We start from the raw sequence: 23890 nt of genomic DNA on the forward strand, positions 1-23890 counted from the left end.
CGCCCATCTCAGCCTGCCGTACAGGTCGCAGCAACCCGATTGGCGGGATCCGTGCCACGGGCACGGCGCTCGACGCCGGCCGGCACACCGGTCATCCGACCGGCAGGTGCCGCAGGTGCCGGCGGCGGCGCAGGCGGACGCTGACCACGGCGGCCACACCGATGACCAGCAGGACGGTCACGGCGAGCCCGTGCAGCACGCCACGCGACAGGTAGCCCTGGTCGGTGTGGTCCACCGCCCAGGTGGCGATCTCCCGGGTCGACCAGAACGGCGTCAACTTCGCCCCGGAACCGGCCGGGTCGATCAACATCTGCACCGTGACCACGGTGAGCAGCAGCAGCGTCCCCTCCATCTCGCGGGGCAGCAGCGCGCCGATCAGCATCCCGAACGGCGCCGCCACCGCGACGGAGCAGAGCAGCGCGGCGGCCAGGCCGCCGTACCGCAGGTCCGCGCCGTCGATCATGGGGAGCAGGAAGAACGGTACGGAGATGACCAGCCCCACCGTCCACAGGCCCAGCACCCGACCGAGGTAGAGGTGATGTGGACGGTAACCGGCCAGCCGCAGCCTCGGCTCCAACTCCCGAGCCGCTGTGGTGGCGAACAGCGCGGCGGTGCTCACCGCCCAACCCACGCCGAGGAGCAGCGACCGGACCGACTGCCCGAGGTAGGCGTCCCGCCGGATCAGGTAGAAGGTCAACGGCATCAACAACAACAGCAGGAGTACGCCCCGACGCCGCAGCAGCTCCCGCAGTGTCATCTCGGCGACGGTCAGGAGCCGGTTCACGGGTGGCCTCCCTGGACGCCGGGGGCGTGCCACCCGGCTTCCTGTTCAGGTGTCAGGTCGAGCACGATGTCCACCCGGTCGAGCTGGTTGAGCAGGTGGGTCACCACGACGATCGCCGCGCCGCCGTCGCGCAGTCGGCTGAGCTGGTCCCAGAAGTTGACGTAGGTGCCCTGGTCGAAGCCCTGGTACGGCTCGTCGAGCAGCAGCACGTCCGGGGCGCTGAGCGTGGACATGGTCAGGTTGAGTTTCTGCCGGGTGCCGCCGGACAGGTGGCGGGCCTGCACGTCCCCGCCCCCCTCCCAACCGAGCTGGCGTGCTGCCGACCGACCGGCCCGGCGGGCGGGACCCCGCGCCACGCCCTGACCGGCGCCGACCAGCACGAAGTGCTCGTCGGGGAGCAGGAAGTCGGCGGTGCCGCCGGACTGTGGGCAGTAGCCGAGCCGCCCGGAGACGGTCACCTCACCGGCGTCGGGTGAGATCAGTCCGGCGCAGATCCGCAGGAAGGTGCTCTTGCCACAGCCGTTCGCGCCGATGACGGCGGCGATCTGTCCGGCCCGGACGGTCAGCGTGGCGTCGTGCAGCACCGTTCGCCGCCCGTACCGCTTGGTGATGCCCGCCGCGTGCAGCCGCACCGGCCCGGGGCGCGGTCCGGGCGCGGTGCCGATGCTCTCCACGACGGCGCCCGCGTACTGCTGGGGTGGGCCGAAGACGACCCAGGGGTCGCCACCACCCTCGCGCAGGTGGGTGGCCGCCTCGGCGACCACGTGCCGGGCGGCGTCCGCCGCGACGCGGCGTTGGTGCAGCTCGGCCGTGAGCGTTCGCAGCCAATCGTCGGCGTTCACCGGGTGACCCCCTTCGTGACGATGTCGTTCACCGGCTGGACGAAGGTGAGCCAGGCGCTGCCGCCCGCGCGGAGTGCCGCGTACCCGTCGTCGGTGAGCCGGTAGTACTTACGGGCCGGCCCGGCGCTGCCCTCCCGCCACTGCGCGGTCACCAGGCCGGTCTTCTGTAGGCGCAGCAGCACGGGATAGAGCGTGCCGCCCTGGATGGGCCCGACGCCCGCGGCGTCGAGCGCCTGGGCGAGCTGGTAGCCGTAGGACTCGCCCTCGGACAGCAGGGCCAGCACGCAGATGTCGAGCACCCCCCGCAGCCACTGCCCGCGCCGGTCGGAATCCACGCGTCGGACAGTAGCGGCGCAACCTAGATGGCACAACTACCTACTGGGTCGACCGGATCCGGTCCGGCCGGTTCCGCGAAACCGTCGAACAGGGTCCGGCGAGGTCAGCGGGCGACGACGTCGGAGACGACGACTGTCACGTTGTCCGGTGCGCCGGCGTGGTGCGCGAGCTTCACCAGCTGCTCACCGCACTGCTGGCGGTCGGCGTACATGCCCAGCGCCGCCGCGATGGCCTCGTCCTCGACGTAGTCGGAGAGCCCGTCGCTGCACAGCAGCAGTCGGTCACCGGGGACCACGGTGAGCACCCCGATCGCCGGTGGGGTGTCGGCACCCTGCACGGCCCGGGTCACCAGGGACCGCTGCGGGTGGTGGCGGGCCTGGTCGGGGGAGAGCGTGCCCTGGTCGACCAGCGCCTGCACGAACGTGTCGTCCCGGGTGAGCTGGGTCAGCTCCGCGTCGCGCAGCAGGTAGCAGCGGGAGTCGCCGACCTGGGCCAGCACCAGCGTCTCCCCGGCCAGCAGTGCCGCGGTGAGCGTCGTGCCCATCCCGTCACGGGTCGGGTCGACGGTGATGGCGGCGTGGATGCGCTGGTTGGCGGTGCTGACCACGGCACGCAGGGCGTCGGCGGCGGCGTCGGGCTCGGTGGGCGGTGCCAGCTCGTCCAGGATCCGGATCACGATCTCGCTCGCCACCTCGCCCGCGGGCAGCCCGCCCATGCCGTCGGCGACGGCGATCAGGCGGTCACCGGCGAGGGCGGAGTCCTCGTTGTTGGTGCGCACCAAGCCGATGTCGTTGAGGATGACCGAGCGGAGGATCAGCGTCATGGGGTCAAGCTTGCCAAGAAGACCCTGCCTTCGTCTCTACGCACTACTGCGTAGGGTTGAGAAATGATGCCGGTGTCCATGGTCGGACGCGCCGGCGAGCTTGCCGAGCTCGACCGCGCGTGGTCCGTCGTGTCGGCGGCCGGCCGCTCGGCGCCGACCGTCGCGGTGATCACCGGCGCGGCGGGAGTGGGCAAGAGTCTGCTGGTCGCCGCCGCTGTGGACGCCCTCACGCCTCGTCCCGCGATGATCCTCTCCGGGGCCGCCCGGGTGCACGGCCCGGCCCCGTACGACTGGTTGGCCGCCGTGCTCACCGGGCGCGACACCGGTCGACTCGCCCTGCCGTCGGACGCGCTGGCGTGGTTGGCCCAGCAGCCCACCGCACCCCGGGAGCGGTACGCGCCCGGCACCCTGCTGCGACTCGCCGTGCGTACCGTCCAGTTGTTGGTCGGCGCCGGCCCGGCCGTTCTCGTGGTGGAGGACCTGCACGCGCTCGACCCGGCCAGCGTCAACCTGATCGGCGAGCTGGCCACCGTGGCCGAGCTGCCCGCCCTGCTGGTGGTGGCCAGCCGGCCGGCCGCCGACGCGGTGGCGCCGGAGCTGACCCGTCGTGCGCTCGCCCGGCTCAGTGGGGTCCGGGGAGCCGTCCGTCAGCACCTCGGCCCGCTGCGCCAGGCCGAGGTCGCCGAGATCCTCACCCAGGTGTATGAGGGCTGCGACCCGTCCGACCGGCTGGTCGCCTCGCTGTGGCGGTGCACCGGCGGCAACCCGTACGCGCTGACCGAGTTGCTGGCCGCACACGCCGGAGACGGGCCGGAGGCGTTGCTCCGGCGACTGCCCGAGCCGCGCTCACCGGTCGAACCGATGGCGGCGGTCGAACCGATGGCGGCGGTCGACCCGGAGTTGACCGCCCGGGAGGTCGAGGTGCTGGGCTGCCTGGTCGACGGGATGTCGAACAAGCAGGTCGCGAAGGCGCTCGGCATCTCGGTGCGCACGGTCACCGTGCACGTGTCGACCCTGCTGCGCAAGACCGGCTCGGCGTCGCGGACCGAGGTCGCGCTCTGGGCGGTACGCCGCCGGCCGCCGGTGCCCGCCCCTGTGGACTGAGGCGGTCAGCGGCGCGGATAGCGCAGCAGCAGGCTGGCGGCGACCTCCTCGTCACCCACCGCCGCGTACGTGTGTGGCACGTCCGACACCCAGCGGAGGTGACCGCCGGCCGAGGCGGTCAGCGGCGCGTCGGCCGGGCCTGCGCGCAACACCCCGGCGAAGACGGTGACGTGTTCGGTGACGCCCGCCTGGTGGGCGGGGGAGAGCTGCCCGGGCCCGGGTGCGACCCGCATCCGGTACAGCTCGTAGGTCGCGTCGGTGTCGGTGAAGACCTCCAGCAGCGTGGCGCTGACCGCGGTGCCGTGCACCGTGGGCTCGTCGGACGGCTCGGCCAGCACACCGGTCAGCGGTACGCCGAGTTGCACGGTGACCGCCCAGAGCGTCTCCAGGGTCGGGTTGCGGGTGCCGTGCTCCAGGCCGGAGAGGGTGGCCTTCCCGACGCCGGCGAGTCGGGCGAGTGCGGACAGCGAGATCCCCCGCTCCTCGCGCAGCGCGCGGACCCGGCGACCGACGACGGCGGGGTCGACATCGAGGTTCGGGCGGCGGGCTGGTGGTGGGTGCGGCACCCGGCTATCGTCCTACACGCTGTCGTTCCGTAAACGGAACGGCCGGGGGAGGGTGGGGATGGCCGGACGTGTGCAACCGGTGCTGGCCGGCGTGGTCACCGCGCTGGTCGGCTTCGCCAGCTCGTTCACCGTCGTGCTGGCCGGGCTCCGTGCGGCCGGCGCGTCGGACGCGCAGGCCGCCTCCGGGCTGCTGGCCCTCTGCGTGGCGTGCGGGCTCGCCGCCGCCTGGCTGGGCTGGCGACACCGGATACCGATGAGCGTGGCCTGGTCCACGCCGGGTGCCGCGCTGCTGGTCGCGACCGGGCCGCCCCCGGGCGGATGGCCGGTCGCGGTGGGCGCCTTCCTCGTCTCCGGTGCGCTGATCGTCGCGGCCGGGCTGTTCCCACCACTCGGCCGCGCGGTGGCCGCCATTCCCAAGCCGGTGGCCGGCGCGATGCTCGCCGGGGTGCTGTTGCCGCTGTGCACCGCCCCGGTCCGCGCGCTGGTCGAGCTGCCCCTGGTGGCCGGGCCGGTGGTGGTCGGCTGGCTGCTCCTGCACCGGTTCGCCCGCCGCTGGGCGGTGCCCGGCGCGCTGGTCGTGGCGGTGGCGGCGATCGCGCTGACCACCCCGCCGGCCGGTCTGACCGGTGCCGCGCTGGTCCCGTCGGTCACGCTGACCGCGCCGGCCTGGAACGTGTCCGCGCTGGTCGGGCTGGCCCTCCCGCTGTTCCTGGTCACCATGGCCGCGCAGAACGTACCCGGCATGGCCGTGCTGGTCGGCTACGGCTACCGGCCGCCTTTCGGCGCCGCGCTGCGGGCCACCGGCCTGGCCAGCCTGCTCGCCGCCCCGGCCGGTGGGCACGCCGTGAACCTCGCGGCGATCACCGCCGCGCTCGCCGCCGGCCCCGACGCGCACCCCGACCCGGAGCGCCGGTGGGTCGCCTCGGTCACCGCCGGCGTCGGGTTGGCCCTGCTCGGGTTGGGTGCCGGCGTGGCCACCGCGCTGGTCGCGGTCGCCCCACCCATCCTCATCGAGGCGGTCGCCGGGCTGGCCCTGCTGGGCGCCCTCGCGACCGCGCTCGCCTCGGCGGTGACCGACCCGGAGACCAGGGAGGCCGCAGTGGTCACCTTCGTGGTGACCGCCTCCGGGGTGACGCTGATCGGTGTGGGCGGCGCGTTCTGGGGCCTGGTCGCGGGCTGCCTGATGCTGCTGCTCTTCCGCCGCCGCCCGCCCGCCGCCGCCGGGCCGGAGCAGCCCGCCCCCGCTGCGCCGGACCAGCCCGCGCTCGCCGTGCCGGACCAGCCCGCGCTCGCCGTGCCGGAAAGATCCACTCGGGGTTCATGAAATCGGGGTGTCCTAAGGCTCCGGACGCCCCGATTTCCTTGAACCCGAGTCGATCAGGGTGGTGCGGCTACTCCTCTGGCGGCAGGTCGGCCACACCCACGGCGAGGAGGACCCGGCCGTCGGCCACCGACCCGATCCGGTCGGCCGGCACGTAGACCGCGCCCGTGCGGGTCAACTCGGTCGAGACCTTCAGGTAGCCGCTGTGCAGCAGCCGCGCCGCCAGGTCGGCCGGGACGTCCGGCTCCTCGACGGCGGTCGCCTCGATCAGCTCGTCCAGGCTGCTGCCCGGGTCCGCGGTCGATGTCTGGACGGTCACCGCGTTGGGGTCGCCCCGCTGGACGAGGTCCACGGTCCCGACCTCGGTGCCGGCTGAGTCGATCACCGGCATCCCGGTGGTGATCCGCGAGATGGTCGCCTGCTGCTCGTCCTGCTGGTCCATCCCACCGCGGTTCCCAGGGCGATACGCCGCTAAACGCCGTCACCGCCCGACCCGCCGCCCGGGCAGCGGAGGTCGCGGGCGGCGCATGAGGGTGATGGGCATGATCGCCACCGACCTGCGGGTGCCGGCGCGGCCCACCCTGGAGAGCGTGATGACTCTGCGGCATGAATATGCCTGTGAGTCATCACCGTCGAAAGCGGCACCGCCGCCAGGTCCTGCGGCGGTGGCGGGGGACGACGGACCGCGGCCGGTTGCTCAGCTGTTCGGGAGGGTCCAACTGCCCGGCGGGCGTGGAGACAGCTCCCGCCAGGTGTCCGGGCCGTCGAGAAGCGCTCGGACGGTGTCCTCGGCCTCGTCCGCACTGCCGTACTCGTAGAACCGGGAGATGCCCTCCGCGCCGCCGGCCCGCTGCTCGACGTGCCACCGGTCGGCGTCCACCCGCAGGAAGACGTCCCGCCGGGCCAGCCGCCCCCACTTCCCGTTCCACCAGTGCTTTCGCTGCTCCATGGCGGGACTCTATCGAACACACGTACGAGAAGATGCGGCCCCTGCGGGAATCCCGCAGGGGCCGATGTGCATCTCGTTCGGGTCAGCGCGGCGCCGGCGGTTCGGTCCGGCGGCCCAGCACGTCGTCGAGTGCCCCACGCTGCTGGCCCGGGGTGCTGTGACCGGCGGAGACCAGCGCGTCCCGGATCTCGGTGAGCAGCTTGACCTCCTCGCTCGGCGCCGCCGGCGGCGGCTCCTCGCCCCGCTGCCGACGCTCGGCCAGCTTGTTCATGGGGAACACCACGAAGAAGTAGAGCACTGCGGCGGTGAGCACGAACGTGATCAGGGCGTTGATGAAGGCCGCCCAGTCGAAGACCTGGTCGTTGAGCTTCCACGTCCCGGCCGACAGGCCGGTGCCCCCGCCGATCGCCTTGATCAGTGGTTCGAGGAACGACTTGGTGAGCTGGGTGACCACGCCCGTGAACGCGGCGCCGATGACGATGCCGACCGCCAGGTCGACGACGTTGCCGCGCATGATGAAGTCTTTGAAGCCCTTGAGCATTCGTACTCCTGAGGTGTCCGCTTTTCTGTCCGGCACAACCTATGCCCGTTCGGCGGGTTCCAGAAAAGCGCCGGCTTCGAGCGCGGCCCGGCTGGGATCGCCGGCCCGGATCGCCTCGACCAGTCGGGTGTGGTCGACGTAGCGCTCGGGGGTGAGCGCGCCTCCCATCGCCTCGGCGACCGTGCTGCGCAGGGCGGTGCCGACCGAGGCGTACAGCTCGGCGAGCATGGCGTTGTGCGCGGCGGCGACCACCGCCGTGTGCAGCGCCGCGTCGGCCTCGACGAACGCGTCGACCCGGCCACCGTGCCAGGCGGCCTCGCGCTCGGCGAGCGCGCCGTCGAGCGCCGCCAGGTCCTCCGGTGTACGCCTCAGCGCGGCGAGCCGAGCGGCCTCCACCTCGAAGGCCCGGCGCACCTCGATGACCTCGGTCATCCGGTCGTCGCCGAGGCGGCGGGCCACCACGGGTGCCAGCTCGTCGGTGGACACCACGTACGTGCCGGAGCCCTGCCGGCACTCCAGCACCCCGGCGTGCACCAGGGCTCGGACCGCCTCGCGGACCGTGTTGCGCCCCACGCCCAGCGCGGCGACGAGCTGCGGCTCGGTGGGGATGCGCCCGCCGACCGGCCACTCACCGCCCAGGATCCGGGCGCGGAGCTGCTCGGTCGTCTGCCGGACGCGGTGGCCGCGAGGCGGCACGGCGGGCTGGCCGGGCGGCACCGGCGGGGCGGAGGGGAAATCAACCGACGGTGGCACTGGTTACATCACCGGTCCCAAATTCATCCCATGATTGTAGGTTAGAGGCCATGACCCCGCCACCGACCGCCGCTCCGGCGCCGCCCGCTCCCGTCGCCGTCGATCCCCGCCCGACGCGGGACCCCGACACGGGTCGACGGACGCACCCGGCGACCGGTGGCGCGCTCGTGCTGGTCGGGATGCTGCTGGTCGCGCTCAACCTGCGGGCCGTGGTGACGAGCCTCGGCGCGCTGCTCGACGAGGTCCGCGACGGGCTGGGCCTCTCCGGCGCCACCGCCGGTCTGGTCACCACTCTGCCGACCATCGCGTTCGCCGGCCTCGGCGCGCTCACCCCGTGGCTGGTCCGCCGGGTGGCGCCGGCCCGGGTGCTGGTGGTCGCCATGCTCGCCCTCGCCGTCGGTCAGGTGCTCCGGGTCATCACCGACTCGACCTTGGTGTTCGTGCTCACCAGCGCGCTCGCGCTGTCCGGCATCGCGGTCGCCAACATCCTGCTGCCGATGCTCGTCAAGCAGCACTTCCCGCACCGCACCGGCCTGGTCACCGGCGCGTACACGATGGCGTTGACAGTGGGCACGACGGTGGCCGCCGCCTCCGCGGTGCCGATCGCGCACGCCTTCGGGTCGTGGCGGGCCGGGCTCGGCGTCTGGGCCGCGATGGCCGCGGTGGCCGTACTCCCGTGGGTGCCGCTGGCGCTGCGGACCCGGGCGGGCGCGCGGCGGGCGACCCCGACGGCGGTCGCCGCAGCGCCGGTGCGGGTTCGGCCGGCGCGCACCCGGCTCGGCTGGGCGATGGCCGTCTACTTCGGGGCACAGTCGCTCAGTGGGTACGCGATCATGGGCTGGCTGGCCCAGTTGTTCCGCGACGCGGGCTACCAGCCGGAGTCGGCTGGGCTGCTGCTCGCCGGGGTGACCGCGCTCGGCGTGCCGATCGCGCTGCTGATGCCCACCCTGGCCGGCCGGCTGGGGAGCCTGCGCCCGCTGGTGCTCGGGCTGACCACCGCGTCGACGCTGGCCTACCTGGGTCTGGCCCTCGCGCCGAACCGCGCCGCGCTGCTCTGGGTCGCCCTGCTGGCGATCGGGCAGGGCGCGTTCCCGATGATCCTGACCGCCATCGGTCTACGTGCCCGCACCGCCGAGGGCACCGTCGCGCTCTCCGCGTTCGCGCAGAGCACCGGGTACGTGATCGCCGCTCTCGGCCCGCTGATGGTCGGCATCCTCTACGAGGTGACCGGAGGCTGGACCGCGCCGATCGGGTTCCTGCTGGGCGCACTCGCCGTGCAGACCATGGCGGGCCTGGCGATCGCTCGTCCCCGCTATGTCGAGGACGAGTGAAACCGCAACGGTCAGGAGGAAGCCGACGTCGGTTCGCCGGCGACTGCCTCATCCACCGTGGGGTAGGTGTGCAGCACCTCGACCAGCCCGCTCACCTCGAGGATGCGCAGCACCCCGCGCTGTGGTGCGGCCAGCCGGACCACGCCGCCAGCCTCGTCGCAGCTGTTCTTGGCGCGGACGAAGACCGACAACCCGGTCGAGTCGCAGAACGAGACGTCCGCCAGGTCGAACACCAGCCGGCTACGGCCCTTGTCGAGCAGGTCGGTGATCTGGTCCTGAAGCTGCGGTGCGGTGGCCATGTCCAGCTCGCCCGCCACCGACACGACGACCACGTCGCCGCGCTGTTCCGTGTGCACCGTCAAGGACATTCGCCAGACCTCCTGTTATCGGGGGAACGGTATCCCACGACCGGGGTCGTACGCAGAACGGGAGGCAGGATCCGGTGGCCGTCGTCATTCCGTTGCTACGGGGCAAGTAGTTGATCAGGCCCCGGTGATAGAGTCCGCCCGGTCCAGGTCAAGGGGGTTCGAAATGGCGTTGAGCACCGAAGAAAGTGGTCGGCTCGCCGCGCTGCTCAGCGGGCAGTCCGAACGGGTCACGACTCGGTGGACCGAGATCGTCACCAGTTCGTTGCGAGGCCGGCTGAGCCAGGCCGAGTTGCGCCGTCAGGTCGAGGACCTGCACCGTGCTGTCGTCGCCACCGGTCGGCAGGGTGACATCGATCTGGCCAGCGAAAACGCGGCCGAGTTGCGGGCTGCGCTCTCCGAGCTGTCCCGTGGTCGGGCCCGTCAGGGCTTCTCGGCCACCGAGACCACGATCAGCATCTTCGCGCTCAAGGACGTGCTGGCCGAGCTGGTGCAGGAGGCCGGCGGGGCAACCGCGCTGCACGACTTCGTCGCCTTCTCCAAGCTGGTCGACGAGATGGGCCTGTTCACCTTCGAGAGCTTCGTCCGCACCCGGGAGAGCCTGATCGCCGACCAGGCCGAGCAGCTGCTCGAGCTCTCCACGCCGGTGGTCAAGCTCTGGGAAGGCGTGGTCGCCGTCCCGCTGGTCGGCACCCTGGACTCGGCCCGGGCCCAGGTGGTGATGGAGCGGCTGCTCCAGACCCTGGTCGACACCGGCTCCCCGTACGCGATCATCGACATCACCGGCGTCCCGGCGGTGGACACCCAGGTCGCCCAGCACATCCTGAAGACCGTTGTGGCCGCCCGGCTGATGGGTGCCGACTGCATCATCTCCGGCATCCGCCCGCAGATCGCGCAGACCATCGTCGCGCTCGGCATCGAGTTCGGCGACATCGCCACCAAGGCGAGCCTCGCCGACGCGCTGCGTCACGTGCTGCGGCTCAGCGGGGTGGAAACCGCCCGTCGCCAGCCGCGTCGGGGCGTCTGATGGAGCGCGTTCCGATCCTCAAGATCGGCGACATCCTGCTCGTCTCGATCCAACTGGACATGTCCGACCAGACGGCCGTCCAGCTCCAGGAGGATCTCGCCGAGCGGATCGTGGACACCGGCTGCCACGGCGTCATCATCGACATCACCGCGCTGGACATCGTCGACTCCTTCGTCGGGCGCATGCTCTCCACCATCGCCTCGATCTCCAAGGTGCTCGACGCGGAGACGGTGGTGGTCGGGATGCGCCCAGCCGTCGCCATCACCCTTGTCGAACTGGGGCTGTCGCTGAACGGCATCCGTACCGCGCTGAACGTCGAGCGCGGCATGGAACTGATCGCGGCCGCCCACTCCGACGAGCTCGATGACCAGCTCGACGACGATCCGGACGCCGAGACGGCTACGACGTGACCGCGGACATCGACCTGGGCCACCCGCAGGCGCAGGTGATCCAGAGCGATGAGGACGTGGTGCGCGTCCGGCAGTTGGTTCGCGCCGTTGCGGTGGCCGTCAAGCTGTCCCTCGTCGACCAGACCAAGGTGGTCACCGCGGCGAGCGAGTTGGCCCGCAACACCCTGGTGTACGGCGGTGGCGGCTCGGTCGAGGTGACGACCGTGGACAACGGCCGACGCAAGGGCGTCCGGATCGTCTTCGCCGACTCCGGGCCCGGCATCGCCGACCTGAATCTGGCCATGACCGACGGCTACACCAGCGGCGGAGGGCTCGGCCTCGGGCTGAGCGGGTCCCGCCGGCTGGTCGACGAGTTCGAGATCGAGACCTCTCCGGAAACCGGCACGCGGATCACGGTCACCAAGTGGTCCCGGTGAACGCCGAGGCGGTTACCGACAGTGGCATCTGGTTCCGGGTGGAGGCCAGCAGCGCGGCGAGCGCCGTCCGGCGCGCCGCCGAGCGCCTCGGTGCGCAGGTCGAAATGGGGGCGGCGCGCATCGCCGACCTGGCCATCGTCGCCGCCGAGCTGACCAGCAACCTGGTCAAGCACGCCGACGAGGGTGTCCTGCTGCTCCGGCCGGTGCGCCGTGCCGGGCAGGCCGGCGTGGAACTGATCGCCATCGACTCCGGGCCCGGCATGGCCGACCTGACCGTCTCGTCCCAGGACGGGCACTCCACCACCGGCACCCTCGGCATCGGCCTGGGTGCCATCGTGCGGCAGGCCAGCTGGTTCGACGGATATTCGCTGCCCGGCAAGGGCACCGTCCTCGCCGTGCAGGTCTGGCCGGCGGAGCCGGCCCGGCCGTCCTGGGCCGGCGCCCTCACCCGACCGCTGACCGGTGAGACGGTCAGCGGCGACGGGTACGCCGTCCGGATCGCCGACGGACGGCACCAGGTGCTGGTCAGCGACGGGTTGGGGCACGGCCCGCTGGCCGCTGCCGCCACCGAGGCGGCACTGGCCGCGTTCCGGGACGCCCCGGCCGGCCCACCGGCGGTGGTGGTCGGTCACCTGCACCGGAGCATGTCGCACACCCGTGGCGCGGCGCTCGCGGTCGCCGAGCTGGCACCGGCTGCCGGCGTGCTGCACTACGCCGGCCTGGGCAACATCGCCGGCGCGGTCGTCGAGGGCGACGGTCACCGGCGAGGGCTGGTGTCGCTGCCCGGCATCGCCGGTCACCAGCGGCCCACGATCCGGGAGTACGACTACCCACTCGCTCCGGGCGCCCGGCTGGTGATGCACAGCGACGGGGTGGTCGACCGTTGGCGGTTGGCCGACTACCCGGGCCTGGCGGAGCGATCCCCGCTGGTCATGGCGGCGGCCCTCCTGCGCGACGCGGGTGTGCGACGTGACGACGCCTGCGTACTGGTCGCGAGGTCCTGGACATGACCGGCGAGCCGGCTGCGCTGCCGCTGTTGCAGATGGCGCTGCGGGTCGAGCAGGACATCTTCGTGATCCGCCAGCGGGGCCGCGAGGTGGCCGCGGTGGTCGGTCTGGAACACCAGGACCAGGTTCGGATCGCCACCGCGCTCAGCGAGGTCGCCCGGGACCTGTTGCGGACGACCGGCGGTGCGGACATCTCCTTCCACATCGACGCGGGCATCGACGGCCGGTTCCACCTGCGCGCCGACCTGGCTCCGGTGGCTCCGCTCCCGGACGGCCGCTACCAGCCGCAGTCCGGCGCGGTGTCCCGACTGGTCGACACGTTGAGCGTGTCGACCGTCGGTGGGGTTACGGTCGTCAGGATGTCCCGACGAGTTCCGGCCAGCGCGCCGACGCCGACCCCGGAGCGGCTCGCCGAGTTCCGCGCCGAACTCGGTCGTACCGCGCCGGCCAGCGCGCTGGACGAGTTGACAGTGCAGAACGGGCAGCTCATCGCCGCCCTCGACGAGGTGCGCAGCCAGCGCGACGAGCTGGCCGTCCTCAACGAGGAGCTTGCCGAGACCAACCGGGGCGTGCTGGCGCTCTACAACCAGCTCACCGAGGAGTTGGAGGAGACCAACCGCGGTGTCGTCGCCCTCTACGCCGAACTGGACGAGAAGTCGGCCCAGCTCCGTGCGGCGAGCGAGTCGAAGAGCCGGTTCCTCGCCAACGTGAGCCACGAGCTGCGCGCCCCGGTCACCGCGATCATCGGGTTGGGGCGGCTGCTCACCGACTCCGCCTCCGACCCGCTCACCGACGAGCAGGGCCGCCAGATCGACCTGATCCGCTCGTCGGCGGCGGATCTGCTCAATCTGGTCAACGAGTTGCTGGATCTGGCCAAGGCGGAGTCCGGCCGGATCGAACCGGACCTGACGGACGTCGACCTGCGGTCGGTTCTCGGTCAACTGCGCGGCACGATGCGCGCGCTGGCCACCCGTCCGGAGGTCGCGCTGGTGGTGGAGGAGCCGACCGCGCCCACTCTGCTGCGCACCGACGAGGTGCTGCTCGGCCAGGTCCTGCGCAACCTGCTGCACAACGGGTTGAAGTTCACCCAGCGCGGTGAGGTGCGGCTGCGGGCCCGCCAGCACGGCGACCGGTGGACCTTCGAGGTCACCGACACCGGGCCCGGCATCGCTGCCGAGCTGCACGACCGGATCTTCGAGGAGTTCTACCAGGTGCCGGGCGCCACCCGGGTCGGCGGCACCGGCCTCGGCCTGCCGTACGCCCGGCGGTTGGTGACACTGCTCGGCGGGTCGCTGGAGCTGACCAGCGAGCCGGGCCGGGGCAGCACATTCACCGTCTCCCTGCCCACCGGCGGGGCGTGACAGCATGGACGGCATGCCGGCAACCATCCTGGTCGTCGACGACAGTCGTACCAAGCGTTACCTGCTGGTCAGCTGGCTGACCAGGGCCGGGTTCACAGTGCTGGAGGCGGAGAACGGCGCCGAGGCGCTGGCTCGGGTCGAGGTGGACCGGATCGACCTGGTCGTCCTCGACGTCCGATTGCCGGACCTGAGCGGGTTCGAGGTCTGCGAACAGATCAAGATCCGGCATCCGGCGATGCCGGTGATCCACGTGTCGGCGCACGCCGTGGACGTGGCCGACCGTGCCCAGGGGCTGACCCGGGGTGCCGACGCGTACCTGACCGAGCCGATCGAGCCGGAAGAGCTGATCGCCACCACCCGGGCGGTCCTGCGCTACTACCAGGCCCGGCAGCGCGCCGAGCTGCTCGCCGAGCGGCTGCTCGGGCTGGCCGACACGACAGTGGCGGTGCACGCCGCACCCACCTTCGCGCGTCTGCTGGAGGCCGCCGCCGAGGGCGCCGCGCAGATCTTCAAGAGCCCGGCGGCGGTGATTGCCGAGACCTTCGACGGTGACTGCCTCGCGGGGATCTGCACCGGCCCCGGCGCGGTGGCCACGGTGGTGCCGTGGGTCGTCGACGACACCGGGGTGCCGACCGGCGCCACGGTGCGGGTGCAGACCCCGGAGAGCTGGGCGCTGGTCGAGTGGCCGACGGACGACACGGTGACAGTCGCCGCTGCCCGGCTGCGCGAGGACCGGGCCCCGCTGTACGTGGTGGTCCCGACCGCCACCCAGACCGCTCGGACCCCGGTGCTCAAGCAGCTCGCTCAGGCGGTGGCGGCGGCCGTGGAGGGGCAGCGCTCGTTCGACGAGGAGCACCGGATCGCGGTCACCCTCCAACGCAGCCTGCTCCCGCGCGGGCTGCCCACCGTCGCCGGCCTGGACCTCGCGGTGCGCTACGAGCCGGCCAGCGCACGGACCGAGGTGGGCGGTGACTTCTACGAACTGGTGATGCTCGACGGGCACCTGCTGCTGGCGATCGGGGACGTGGCCGGCCACTCGTTGCACGCGGCGACTGTGATGGCCGAGCTACGGCACGCGGTGCGGGCGTACGCGGTCGAGGGGCACCAGCCCGGCGAGATCCTGCACCGGGTCAACGAGCTGATGCGGACCCTGCTGCCCAACGAGATCGCCACACTCTGCGTGCTGCTGCTGCACCCACCGACCGGACGGGTCCGGCTGGCCAGCGCCGGGCATCTTCCGCCGGTGCTCAGCATGGACGGCAAGGTCGAGTTCGTGCAGCACTCCGCGCCGCTGCTCGGCGTCCGCGCACCTCGCCCGGACGACCTGGAGTTCGTGGTGCCGGCCGGGGCCACGCTGGTGTTCTACACCGACGGGCTGATCGAGCGGCGGGACGCCACCATCGACGAGGGGCTGGCAGCGCTCGCCGGGGTCTGCGCCACCGTCGACGACGACCTGGACCGCTTCTGCGCCCGGCTGCTGGTGGAGTTGGCCCCACCGGAGATCCAGGACGACGTCGCCGTGGTCGTCCTGCGCCGCCGCTGAGCCGGTGCGGCCTCAGTGCACCGAGCGGGCGTACGCGGCGGGTGACACCCCGGCCACTGCGGTGAAGTCGCGAACCAGGTGGGCCTGGTCGCTGTAACCGAGGTCGGCGGCGAGGGCCGCCCATTTCAGTGGGCCACCGGCGGCCTGCTCGACAGCCTCCTGGAGCCGGTAGCGGCGGATCACCCACTTCGGCCCGACCCCCACGTACTCCAGGAAGAGTCGCTGCAACCGGCGGACCGGAAGGTCGTGCCGTGCCGCGAAGTCGTCGACCCGCAGCACCGTCCGGTCGGTGCGGATCGCCTCGGCCAGCCGGATGGCCTCGTCGGCCATCGGATCCGGCGTTGGGTCCCACGCGGTGAGCAGGGCGTCGAGGGCGCGGCAACGCTCGTCGTCGGATGCCGCGCACACCGGGAAGCCGGGGCGTGCCAACCGGCCCGTGGGAAGTGGCACCCGGCGGCCGGTCAGCTCGCTGATCGGCTGGCGCCAGAACGCGTGGAAGCCACCGGGACGGAACTGCACCCCGCCCACCCGGCCGGTGCCGGTCAGCGTGATCCGGAACAGGTCGCGGCCCACCCCGGCCACCTCGCCGGACTCGGGTCCGTCGCCGTCCCGCCGGAACACCACGTTCACCGCCGGGTGCGGCACGACCCGCTGCTCGAACGGTGTGCTCAACTCCCAGTCGATCAACCAGTAGTGCTCGACCCACCCGCGTAGCGGCTCCGCCGGCAGGTGCCGACGGAAGCGCACCTCGCGCAGCATCCGTCCGGGGTCGAGAATCCCCCGGCTGTCGCCACGCGGTCGCTGTCGCATTTATTCAAGACCACCCTCATACGCTGGCCCTATGACCACTCAGACTAGCGACCTGCTGGCGGCTGCCGCGCCGCGAACCGTCGACGTGGTGCGTGGCATCGCCGATGACCAGTTCGATCTGCCCACCCCGTGCCGCGACTACGTGGTCCGTGATCTGCTCAACCACCTCTTCGAGGTGGTGGTCAACTTTCAGGAGTTGGCAGTGAAGCGGTCGGTGGAGTGGGCCGAGAAGCCCGACCACCTGGGCGACGGCTGGCGGGACCGGTTCGAGGCGGAGACGGGTCGGCTCGTCGCCGCCTGGTCGGACCCGTCCACCCTGGAGGGTGTGTCACCGGGCATGGGCATGCCGCAGACCGTCATCGGCGGCATGGCCCTGCTGGACCTGACCGTGCACGGCTGGGACCTCGCCGTCGCCACCGGCCAGCCCTACCAGCCGGCCCCGGAGGCAGTCGCCGAGCTGCACGGGTTGGTCGAGCAGTTGGGCCCCACCGCCCGCAAGATGGGCGTGTTCGCCGACCCACTGCCCACCCCAACTCCCACCCCCGACCTGGCCCCGACGCCCGACCTGGCCCACCTCCTGACCCAGACCGGCCGCACCCCCACCTGGCCCCAAACCCCCTAACCAACCAACCGCCCACCCACCCCACCCCACCCACCCCACCCACCCCACCCCACCCCCCACCCCGCACCCCGCACCCCGCACCCCGCACCCCGCACCCCGCACCCCGCACCCCGCACCCCGCACCCCGCACCGCGCACCGCGCACCGCACCGCGTGCCCGCACCTCCGCTCTCGGTGATCAAGAGGTTCGCGTCAGATTTCGAGGCTCTGGTGACGCAAACCTCTTGATCAACGAGGTGGGGTGGGGTGGGCCGGGTGGGAGGGGGCGGGGTGGGTTGTTGACTTGGGTATTCGCTCGGTGAATAGTTGCGGGCGTGTCCACGTCGCATGTTCTGCTCGGGTTGTTGGCTACTGGCAGCCGGCACGGCTATGAGCTGAAGCGTGCGCACGACGAGCGGCTGCCCAGGGCTCGACCGCTGGCCTTCGGGCAGGTCTACGCCACCCTTGGCCGACTGGAACGTGACGGCCTGGTGGTCACCGCCGGGCAGGACCGCGCGGCCGGGCCGGATCGCACGGCGTACGCGCTGACCGATCAGGGGCGGGCCGCGCTCGACCAGTGGCTGACCACAGTGGAACCACCCATGCCGTACGTGGCCAGCGCACTCTTCGCCAAGGTCGTGGTGGCGCTCCTGGTCGCCGACGTCGACCGGGCCCGGTCGTACCTGATCGCCCAGCGCGCCGCGCACACCGCACGGCTGCGCGAGCTGACCGCGGTCAAGGCCGACCCGGCCGCCACCCTCAGCGACGTGGTCGCGGCCGACTTCGCGATCGCCCACCTCGACGCGGACCTGCGGTGGCTGCACGCCACTCTGGGCCGGGTCGCCGACTGGCACCGGGAGGTGCATCCGTGACGCAACTCCAGGCTCGCGGCGTGGTTCGGGCGTACGGCCCGACACCCGCGCTGCGCGGCGTGACACTCGACGTGGCCGAGGGTGAGATCGTCGCCGTCACCGGCCCGAGCGGCTGCGGCAAGTCGACCCTGCTGCACTGTCTGGCCGGGATCCTCCGGCCGGACGCCGGCGAGGTCACCTGGCGGGGGCAGCGCATCGACACCTGGTCGGAGGCGGCCAGATCCCGGTTGCGACGCACCGAGTTCGGGGTGCTGTTCCAGTTCGGCCAACTGGTCGCCGAGTTGACCGCGGCGGAGAACGTCGCACTGCCCCTGCTCCTCGCCGGCACGGGGCGGCGAGAGGCACGGACGGCGGCGCTCACCTGGCTGGACCGGTTCGGTGTGGGGGAGCTGGCCGACCTCCGACCGGGTGAGATGTCCGGTGGTCAGCAGCAGCGGTGCGCCACCGCGCGGGCGTTGGTGACCGAGCCGCGGGTGCTCTTCGCCGACGAGCCGACCGGTTCGCTGGACACGCTCGCGGGCGAGCAGGTGCTGACCCATCTGGTCCGGCTCGCCCGTGAGCAGCGCACCGCCGTCGTGCTGATCACCCACGAGCCGCGGATCGCCGCGTACGCCGATCGGGAGATCGTGTTGCGCGACGGCCTGGTGGATCACACGGGCCTGGGGCTCGACGTGCCGCTGGCCGGTGGCGCCCGGTGAGACCGGCGACGCTGGTCCGGCTCGCGCTCGCCGGCAGCCGCACCGACACCGCCCGGGTGGTGCTCACCGCGCTCAGCGCCCTGCTGGCGACCCTGGCGGGGCTCGCGGCGCTGACCGTGTTGGCCATCGAGAAGCCCGCAGGCGACGCCTGGGTGGAGTCCGAGCAGTACCGGAACGCGTTGCTGCGTGAGCCCGGGTTGCGCGGTGGGACGGCGTTCGCGCTGCTCATGCTGATGATTCCGGTGCTGGCGCTGGCCGGCCAGTGCGCGCGGCTCGGCGCGCCCGCACGGGATCGCCGGCTGGCGGCGATCCGGCTCGCTGGCGCCACCCCCGGCCAGGTCATCCGGTTGGCCGTGCTGGAGACCGGCATGGCCGCTCTGCTCGGCACGTTGGTCGGGCTGGGTGCCTACCTGGTCGGCCGCGAGGTGCTGCACCGACCGGACGCGCAAGGTCGACTGGCCCTGCCGACCGATGTGCTGCCGTCGTCCGCAGCGGTGGCCGCGGTGGTGCTCGGCCTGCCGGTCGTCGCGGCACTGGCCACCGCCCTGATGCTGCGTACGGTCACCATGAGCCCGCTCGGGGTGAGCCGCAAGGCCGCCCGCGAGCGCGGTCCGGGCCCGTGGGCCGGGCTCCTGATCGGGCTGGGTCTGGCTTCGTTCCTCGCGGTCCGTCCGGCCACCGACCAGCTCAAGGGCAGGGATGAGCTGCTCGGCTGGCTGGTGCCGCTGCTGTTCGCGGTGGGTGCGCTCGCGGCGATGATCGGGGTGGTGATCGGCACCGGCTGGATCTCGTACCACTGTGGGCGGTTGTTGCGTCGGCACGCCCGCCGGCCCGCGGCGCTGCTCGCGGCGGGCCGGCTGATGGCGGACCCGTGGGCGGGCAGCCGCACGTTCGCGGCGCTGCTCGCCGCCCTGATCTTCGGCGGGGGTGCGGCCGCCCAGCGCGCCTACTTCGCCACCGAGGACCAGCTCGACCGGGAGCAGAACCGGCTCGTCGGGGTGGACGCCGGCGCTGACCCCTTCTATCTGTCCACCATGGATCTGGTCGATGCCGCGGTCGCGGTGGCCGTCCTGATCGCGACGGGTGGGCTGATCGTCGCGCTGGTCGAGGGGATCGTCGCCCGCCGACGCGCCTACGCGGCGTTGGTCGCCACCGGGGTGCCCCGAGCGACGCTGAGCCGTTCGGTGGCCTGGCAGGCGCTGGCCCCGGCGGTGCCGGCGATCCTGCTCGCGCTCACCGTCGGCACGTTGCTCGGCCGGGGGCTCTTCCGGGAGGTGTCGACGGGCGTCTCGTCGACGGAGATCTGCGATGCCACGGCGGCGCTGTGTGACGACCCGGCCACCCGCGAGCAGTACACCCGGACCGTGTACACCCCCGAGATCCAGCGAGCCGTTGCCGTACCCCTGGAGCACCTGGCCTGGCTCGGTGCCGGCGCTCTGGCGGCAGTGCTGGTGACGGTCGGTGTCGGCCTGCTCTTCCTGCGCGCCAGCACGGCCCTGGACGAGCTGCGCATGACCTGAGCCACCGCGCGTGCAGCCCGGTCAGGCGGTGAGCAGCCCGGAGGAGAGTGCCACCAGCGTGCCGACCACCGCCGAGCAGCAGCAGACCAGGAGGCCGGCGACCACCGCGAGGATCAACCAGACCCGACGATCCCGCGCCACCGCCGCGACGCTCGGCCGGCGCACGTCCTCGGCGGCCCCGCCGTCACCATCCGTGGTCCCGGTCACCCCGGAAGTCTAGGCCCCGACATCGGCCCCGGACCGGGAACGCCGGACCACGCGAGCCACTCATGATCGCGCCCGATCGTGGAAGTGGCGGCCTCCCCGAGCCGCCGAGGGACCACTCCCACCATCGAGCGCGATCATGCCAACCCGACGGGTCAGGCGCGGCCGATCCGGTCCAGGATCCAGGCGTTGATGAACGCCTCCTCGCGCCACGCGTCATAGCGACCGCTCGGACCGCCGTGCCCGGCACCCATCTCGGTCTTGAGCAGGTAGTCGCCGCCTGGGGCGACCGCCCGCAGCCGAGCGATCCACTTCGCCGGCTCCGAGTAGAGCACCCGGGTGTCGTTGAGGCTGGTCACCGCGAGGATCGCCGGGTAGTCCACAGCGGTCACGTTCTCATACGGCGTGTAGGACTTCATGTACGCGTACACCTCGGGGTCCTCCAGTGGGTTGCCCCACTCCTCCCACTCGGTGACGGTCAGCGGCAGCGACGGGTCGAGGATCGAGGTGAGCGCGTCCACGAACGGCACCTGCGCGACGATCCCGGTGAAGGCGTCCGGCGCGAGGTTGGCGACCGCGCCCATCAGCAGGCCGCCGGCCGAGGCGCCCCGCGCGACCAGCCGGTCGCTGGCGGTCCAGCCGGCCTTGACCAGATGCCGGGCGCAGGCGACGAAGTCGGTGAAGGTGTTCTTCTTGGCCAGCATCTTGCCCTGGTCGTACCAGCGCCGGCCCAGCTCACCGCCGCCCCGGGTGTGCGCCACGGCGAAGACCACACCCCGGTCCAGCAGGGACAGTCGGGCCACCGAGAACCACGGGTCCATGCTGGCCTCGTACGAGCCGTAGCCGTACAGCTCGCAGGGCGCCGAGCCGTCCCGGGGTGTGCCCACGCGGCAGACCAGCGAGATCGGCACCCGGGTGCCGTCGTCGGCGAGTGCCCAGTCACGGTGCTGCTCGTACTCGGCCGGGTCGTACGGCCGCCCGTCCGGCCCGGGCAGCACCGGCTTCTGTTTGCGCAGCACCATCTGCCGCGTGACCAGGTCGTAGTCGTACACCGAGTCGGGGGTGACCAGCGACGAGTACCGCAGGCGGACCTGGCCGGTGCGGTATTCCGGGTTGGCGTCCAGACCGACGCTGTACAGCGGCTCGGGGAAGTCGATGTCGTACGAGTCGTCGCTGCCCACCGGCAACACCCGCAGCCCGGTGAGCCCGTCGGTGCGCAGCGACACGACCAGGTGGTTGGCGAAGGCGTCCACGGCCTCCAGCCGGGTGCCGGGGGTGTGCTCGATGACCGGCACCCAGTCGCCCGGCGCGTCCGCGGAGGTGAACGCGAGCGCGAAGTCCTCCGCACCGTCGTTGTGCAGAATCAGGAAACGGTGGCCGTGGTGCTCCACCGCGTATTCGACGCCCTGGCGGCGGGGTGCGATCACGGCCGGGGCGCCGGTCGGGTTGCCAGCGGGGATGACCAGGACCTCGCTGGTCACCTTGCTGTGGATGTCGATCAGGATGAACTTCTCCGACCGGGTCAGCTCCACGCCGACCCAGAACCGCTCGTCGTCTTCCTGGTGGACCACCACGTCGTCGGCAGCGGCCGAGCCGACGGTGTGCCGCCAGACCCGGTTCGGCCGCCAGGCGTCGTCCACTGTCACGTAGAACAGCACCGAGGCGTCGGTTGACCAGGCGGTGCCGTAGAAGGTGTCGGGCACCTCGTCGGGCAGCAACTCGCCGGTGGTCAGGTCCTTCACGCGCAGGGTGAACCGCTCGTCGCCGGAGAAGTCGGTGGAGTAGGCCAGCCAGCGACCGTCCGGGCTGACGTCGAACGCGCCCAGCGAGAAGAAGTCGTGCCCCTCGGCCAGGAGGTTGCCGTCGAGCAGCACCTCCTCGCCGTCGAGCGGGGCGCCGTCCGCGCTGACCGGCGGCTCGATCTCCCCGTCGCGGACCGCGCGGCGGCAGTGCACCCCGTACTGCTGGCCCTCGACCGTCCGGGTGTAGTACCAGTGCCCGCCCTTGCGGGTCGGCACGGACAGGTCGGTCTCCCTGGTGCGCTGGCGGGTCTCCTCGAACAGCGTCGTGCGCAGCTCGGCCAGGTGCGCCGTACGCGTGTCGGTGTACGCGTTCTCGGCGGTCAGGTAGGCGATCGTCTCCGGGTCGTCCTTGGCGGCGAGCCAGGCGTACTCGTCGACGACGGTGTCGCCGTGGTGGGTGCGCTCGCTGGGCACCCGCTTCGCCGCGGGCGGGGCAGTCTCGGTGGTCACGGCGGCCACGTTACCGGCCGGCACCCGCTGTACGCCGGACCAGCGGCATCCCGATAGCCCCTACCACGGCTTTCGAACACATGTACGATGAGCGCCATGGCGGCAGCAGCGAGTTCCCTCGGCCGGTCCGGAGCCCTCGAAATCACCCGGCGGTTGGCGGCGATCTGTGGCCCGCCGTTCTCCCGGCCGGGTGGGCCGGCCGACGAGGTGGCGGGGCGGCCGGCGCGGTGGGTGGCGGTGCCGGGCGGCCCGCACGCCGCTGCCGAGGTGCTGCGGCTGGCTGCCGCGCACGACCTGGCGGTCGTGCCCAGAGGCGCCGGCACGAAGATCGACTGGGGTGCCACGCCGGTGCAGGTCGACATCATGCTCGACACCGGCCGGCTGGCCGGCATCGGCCACGAGCCGGTCGGCGCGATGGTGGCCGAGGTGGGCGCCGGCACCCCACTGCGGGCGGTGCAGGCCACGCTGGAGCGCACCGGGCAGCGACTGGCGATGGATGCCCCTTCACCCGGCGCGACTCTCGGTGGGGTGCTCGCCGCGGGCGAGGCTGGCCCGCTGCGCCACCGTCACGGCAGCCCGTGCGACCAACTGCTCGGTGTCCGCTACCTCGCCGCCGACGGTGAGCTGGTGAGCGCCGGGGGTGGGGCGCCCGGGCTCGACCTGGCCCGGCTGCTCTGTGGCTCCCAGGGCGCGCTCGGTGTGCTGGTCTCGGCGACCCTGCGGGTGCAGCCGTTGCCGGCCAGCCGACTCTGGGTGTCCCGCCCGGTGTGGACACCGCTGGAGGTCCACGACCTGGTCCGGACGATCCTCGCCGCCCGGCTGGAGCCGTCGGCCATCGAGCTGGACCTGCCCGGAGGCACGCCACGGCCGCGCACCCCGTACCCGCCCGGTCACCCGGCGGCCACCGCCCGGGAGCGCCACCCGTCGATGTCCGGCCGGGCCGGTGCGCCGTCCCGGGCGGGCAGCCTGGTGGTGCTGTTGGAGGGCGGCCCCGCCGACGTCACCGAACGCGCCGAGCGCCTGGTCGGCCTGCTGCACGGGGAGGCGACGATCGCCCACTCCGCGCCGACGTGGTGGCGTCGCTACCCGTTCGCGCCCGGCGACACGGCGCTGCGCCTGGAGGTGCCGATCGGCGACCTGCACGCCGCCGTCTACGCGCTGCGTGACGCGGCCGGCGCACCGGTGCCGGTGCGTGGGTCCGCCGGGCTGGGCGTGGTGCACGCGGCACTGCCCGGCGCAATGGCCCCCGATCGGGTGGCGTCCATCCTGGCCGCCGTCCGAGGGGTGTTGTTGGCCCGGCAGGGTCGTTGCGTGGTGGTCTCCGCGCCGACGGCTGTCCGGAGGTCCGTCGACCTGTGGGGCGAGCTGGCCGGCCTGGCCCAACTGCGGGCCGCCAAGGAGCACCTCGATCCGGAACACCGCCTCGCCCCCGGCCGCCTCCCCGGCGGTCTGTGA

General features: G+C 72.6%; 27 protein-coding genes. 14 read left to right on the forward strand and 13 right to left on the reverse strand.

Annotated features, from left to right (window positions below; all coding sequences use genetic code 11):
- Positions 1–91 precede the first annotated feature (91 nt).
- The 4 genes from CLT68_RS07805 to CLT68_RS07820 form a co-directional block, all read right to left on the reverse strand.
- Positions 92–784, reverse strand: coding sequence for a hypothetical protein (locus CLT68_RS07805; protein ID WP_099849786.1), 693 nt, complete (start codon positions 782–784; stop codon positions 92–94).
- Positions 781–1626: an ABC transporter ATP-binding protein gene (locus CLT68_RS07810; RefSeq protein ID WP_099849788.1), complete on the reverse strand. Its 846-nt coding sequence runs from the start codon at positions 1624–1626 to the stop codon at positions 781–783. The genes CLT68_RS07805 and CLT68_RS07810 overlap by 4 nt, the downstream gene beginning before the upstream one ends.
- Positions 1623–1961, reverse strand: coding sequence for a PadR family transcriptional regulator (locus tag CLT68_RS07815; protein WP_099849791.1), 339 nt, complete (start codon positions 1959–1961; stop codon positions 1623–1625). Before CLT68_RS07815 ends, CLT68_RS07810 begins: the two co-directional genes overlap by 4 nt.
- 104 nt (positions 1962–2065) lie before the next feature.
- On the reverse strand, positions 2066–2785 hold the full coding sequence (locus tag CLT68_RS07820; protein WP_099849794.1) for a PP2C family protein-serine/threonine phosphatase: 720 nt from the start codon (positions 2783–2785) through the stop codon (positions 2066–2068).
- A gap of 63 nt (positions 2786–2848) precedes the next feature.
- Between CLT68_RS07820 and CLT68_RS07825 the strand changes: the two genes are divergently transcribed.
- Positions 2849–3889 carry a LuxR family transcriptional regulator gene (locus CLT68_RS07825; RefSeq protein ID WP_099849796.1) on the forward strand — a complete coding sequence of 347 codons (1041 nt, stop codon included), beginning with the start codon at positions 2849–2851 and terminating at the stop codon, positions 3887–3889.
- Between the two features lie 5 nt (positions 3890–3894).
- On the opposite strand, the gene CLT68_RS07830 is transcribed toward CLT68_RS07825, so the two are convergent.
- The gene (locus CLT68_RS07830; RefSeq protein ID WP_088951048.1) at positions 3895–4455 is read right to left on the reverse strand and encodes an XRE family transcriptional regulator; all 561 of its coding nucleotides are present in this window, start codon (positions 4453–4455) and stop codon (positions 3895–3897) included.
- 58 nt (positions 4456–4513) lie between these two features.
- On the opposite strand from CLT68_RS07830, the gene CLT68_RS07835 reads away from it, so the two are divergent.
- Positions 4514–5779 (forward strand): benzoate/H(+) symporter BenE family transporter, encoded by a 1266-nt coding sequence (locus CLT68_RS07835; protein WP_099849798.1) that lies wholly within the window; start codon positions 4514–4516, stop codon positions 5777–5779.
- A gap of 67 nt (positions 5780–5846) precedes the next feature.
- On the opposite strand, the gene CLT68_RS07840 is transcribed toward CLT68_RS07835, so the two are convergent.
- The 4 genes from CLT68_RS07840 to CLT68_RS07855 form a co-directional block, all read right to left on the reverse strand.
- Positions 5847–6218 (reverse strand): hypothetical protein, encoded by a 372-nt coding sequence (locus tag CLT68_RS07840; protein ID WP_088951050.1) that lies wholly within the window; start codon positions 6216–6218, stop codon positions 5847–5849.
- 255 nt (positions 6219–6473) lie between these two features.
- Entirely contained in the window at positions 6474–6725 is a 252-nt protein-coding gene (locus CLT68_RS07845) for a hypothetical protein (RefSeq protein WP_088951051.1), read from the reverse strand.
- An 82-nt stretch (positions 6726–6807) separates the two neighbouring features.
- Positions 6808–7266, reverse strand: coding sequence for a large conductance mechanosensitive channel protein MscL (mscL, locus tag CLT68_RS07850; protein WP_099849800.1), 459 nt, complete (start codon positions 7264–7266; stop codon positions 6808–6810).
- Positions 7267–7305: 39 nt separating this feature from the next.
- Positions 7306–8019, reverse strand: coding sequence for a FadR/GntR family transcriptional regulator (locus CLT68_RS07855; RefSeq protein ID WP_486482104.1), 714 nt, complete (start codon positions 8017–8019; stop codon positions 7306–7308).
- A gap of 50 nt (positions 8020–8069) precedes the next feature.
- On the opposite strand from CLT68_RS07855, the gene CLT68_RS07860 reads away from it, so the two are divergent.
- Entirely contained in the window at positions 8070–9350 is a 1281-nt protein-coding gene (locus CLT68_RS07860) for an MFS transporter (protein WP_396677657.1), read from the forward strand.
- A gap of 11 nt (positions 9351–9361) precedes the next feature.
- Here the strand turns inward: CLT68_RS07860 and CLT68_RS07865 are convergent, their stop codons facing one another.
- Entirely contained in the window at positions 9362–9718 is a 357-nt protein-coding gene (locus CLT68_RS07865; RefSeq protein ID WP_099849804.1) for an STAS domain-containing protein, read from the reverse strand.
- Between the two features lie 163 nt (positions 9719–9881).
- Between CLT68_RS07865 and CLT68_RS07870 the strand changes: the two genes are divergently transcribed.
- The 6 genes from CLT68_RS07870 to CLT68_RS07895 are packed head-to-tail and all read left to right on the forward strand — an operon-like array spanning position 9882 to position 15479.
- A complete protein-coding gene (locus CLT68_RS07870) occupies positions 9882–10742 on the forward strand; it encodes an STAS domain-containing protein (RefSeq protein WP_099849806.1) in 861 nt (286 codons plus the stop codon).
- A complete protein-coding gene (locus tag CLT68_RS07875; RefSeq protein WP_099849808.1) occupies positions 10742–11152 on the forward strand; it encodes an STAS domain-containing protein in 411 nt (136 codons plus the stop codon). The genes CLT68_RS07870 and CLT68_RS07875 overlap by 1 nt, the downstream gene beginning before the upstream one ends.
- Complete coding sequence (locus CLT68_RS07880; RefSeq protein WP_099849810.1) at positions 11149–11568, forward strand: anti-sigma regulatory factor; 420 nt, start codon at positions 11149–11151, stop codon at positions 11566–11568. The genes CLT68_RS07875 and CLT68_RS07880 overlap by 4 nt, the downstream gene beginning before the upstream one ends.
- On the forward strand, positions 11556–12578 hold the full coding sequence (locus CLT68_RS07885; RefSeq protein ID WP_486482105.1) for a SpoIIE family protein phosphatase: 1023 nt from the start codon (positions 11556–11558) through the stop codon (positions 12576–12578). The genes CLT68_RS07880 and CLT68_RS07885 overlap by 13 nt, the downstream gene beginning before the upstream one ends.
- Positions 12575–13936 carry an ATP-binding protein gene (locus CLT68_RS07890; RefSeq protein WP_099849812.1) on the forward strand — a complete coding sequence of 454 codons (1362 nt, stop codon included), beginning with the start codon at positions 12575–12577 and terminating at the stop codon, positions 13934–13936. Before CLT68_RS07885 ends, CLT68_RS07890 begins: the two co-directional genes overlap by 4 nt.
- Before the next feature lie 4 nt (positions 13937–13940).
- A complete protein-coding gene (locus CLT68_RS07895) occupies positions 13941–15479 on the forward strand; it encodes a SpoIIE family protein phosphatase (protein WP_099849814.1) in 1539 nt (512 codons plus the stop codon).
- Between the two features lie 12 nt (positions 15480–15491).
- Here the strand turns inward: CLT68_RS07895 and CLT68_RS07900 are convergent, their stop codons facing one another.
- Positions 15492–16289: a DUF6597 domain-containing transcriptional factor gene (locus tag CLT68_RS07900; protein WP_099849816.1), complete on the reverse strand. Its 798-nt coding sequence runs from the start codon at positions 16287–16289 to the stop codon at positions 15492–15494.
- Positions 16290–16320: 31 nt separating this feature from the next.
- On the opposite strand from CLT68_RS07900, the gene CLT68_RS07905 reads away from it, so the two are divergent.
- The 4 genes from CLT68_RS07905 (at position 16321) to CLT68_RS07920 (ending at position 19979) form a co-directional block, all read left to right on the forward strand.
- Entirely contained in the window at positions 16321–16911 is a 591-nt protein-coding gene (locus tag CLT68_RS07905) for a TIGR03086 family metal-binding protein (protein ID WP_099849818.1), read from the forward strand.
- Positions 16912–17224: 313 nt separating this feature from the next.
- A complete protein-coding gene (locus tag CLT68_RS07910; protein ID WP_099849820.1) occupies positions 17225–17761 on the forward strand; it encodes a PadR family transcriptional regulator in 537 nt (178 codons plus the stop codon).
- Complete coding sequence (locus tag CLT68_RS07915; RefSeq protein WP_088951063.1) at positions 17758–18459, forward strand: ABC transporter ATP-binding protein; 702 nt, start codon at positions 17758–17760, stop codon at positions 18457–18459. The genes CLT68_RS07910 and CLT68_RS07915 overlap by 4 nt, the downstream gene beginning before the upstream one ends.
- On the forward strand, positions 18456–19979 hold the full coding sequence (locus tag CLT68_RS07920; RefSeq protein ID WP_099849822.1) for an FtsX-like permease family protein: 1524 nt from the start codon (positions 18456–18458) through the stop codon (positions 19977–19979). The genes CLT68_RS07915 and CLT68_RS07920 overlap by 4 nt, the downstream gene beginning before the upstream one ends.
- A 21-nt stretch (positions 19980–20000) precedes the next feature.
- Here CLT68_RS07920 and CLT68_RS07925 read toward each other — a convergent pair whose 3' ends face one another.
- Together CLT68_RS07925 and CLT68_RS07930 are read right to left on the reverse strand one after the other, a co-directional pair.
- Entirely contained in the window at positions 20001–20186 is a 186-nt protein-coding gene (locus CLT68_RS07925; RefSeq protein WP_088951065.1) for a hypothetical protein, read from the reverse strand.
- Positions 20187–20338: 152 nt separating this feature from the next.
- Complete coding sequence (locus tag CLT68_RS07930) at positions 20339–22435, reverse strand: S9 family peptidase (RefSeq protein WP_099856900.1); 2097 nt, start codon at positions 22433–22435, stop codon at positions 20339–20341.
- 96 nt (positions 22436–22531) lie between these two features.
- On the opposite strand from CLT68_RS07930, the gene CLT68_RS07935 reads away from it, so the two are divergent.
- Entirely contained in the window at positions 22532–23890 is a 1359-nt protein-coding gene (locus tag CLT68_RS07935; protein ID WP_099849824.1) for an FAD-binding oxidoreductase, read from the forward strand.

The organism is Micromonospora sp. CNZ299 (genome assembly GCF_002754415.1).

Coding starts and splice junctions, on each gene's coding strand:
- CLT68_RS07820 (WP_099849794.1), bottom strand. CDS start 2,785: ATGACGCTGATCCTCCGCTCGGTCATCCTCAACGACATCGGCTTGGTG.
- CLT68_RS07860 (WP_396677657.1), top strand. CDS start 8,070: ATGACCCCGCCACCGACCGCCGCTCCGGCGCCGCCCGCTCCCGTCGCC.
- mscL (WP_099849800.1), bottom strand. CDS start 7,266: ATGCTCAAGGGCTTCAAAGACTTCATCATGCGCGGCAACGTCGTCGAC.
- CLT68_RS07905 (WP_099849818.1), top strand. CDS start 16,321: ATGACCACTCAGACTAGCGACCTGCTGGCGGCTGCCGCGCCGCGAACC.
- CLT68_RS07840 (WP_088951050.1), bottom strand. CDS start 6,218: ATGGACCAGCAGGACGAGCAGCAGGCGACCATCTCGCGGATCACCACC.
- CLT68_RS07865 (WP_099849804.1), bottom strand. CDS start 9,718: ATGTCCTTGACGGTGCACACGGAACAGCGCGGCGACGTGGTCGTCGTG.
- CLT68_RS07835 (WP_099849798.1), top strand. CDS start 4,514: ATGGCCGGACGTGTGCAACCGGTGCTGGCCGGCGTGGTCACCGCGCTG.
- CLT68_RS07870 (WP_099849806.1), top strand. CDS start 9,882: ATGGCGTTGAGCACCGAAGAAAGTGGTCGGCTCGCCGCGCTGCTCAGC.
- CLT68_RS07825 (WP_099849796.1), top strand. CDS start 2,849: ATGATGCCGGTGTCCATGGTCGGACGCGCCGGCGAGCTTGCCGAGCTC.
- CLT68_RS07875 (WP_099849808.1), top strand. CDS start 10,742: ATGGAGCGCGTTCCGATCCTCAAGATCGGCGACATCCTGCTCGTCTCG.
- CLT68_RS07900 (WP_099849816.1), bottom strand. CDS start 16,289: ATGCGACAGCGACCGCGTGGCGACAGCCGGGGGATTCTCGACCCCGGA.
- CLT68_RS07935 (WP_099849824.1), top strand. CDS start 22,532: ATGGCGGCAGCAGCGAGTTCCCTCGGCCGGTCCGGAGCCCTCGAAATC.
- CLT68_RS07890 (WP_099849812.1), top strand. CDS start 12,575: ATGACCGGCGAGCCGGCTGCGCTGCCGCTGTTGCAGATGGCGCTGCGG.
- CLT68_RS07895 (WP_099849814.1), top strand. CDS start 13,941: ATGGACGGCATGCCGGCAACCATCCTGGTCGTCGACGACAGTCGTACC.
- CLT68_RS07845 (WP_088951051.1), bottom strand. CDS start 6,725: ATGGAGCAGCGAAAGCACTGGTGGAACGGGAAGTGGGGGCGGCTGGCC.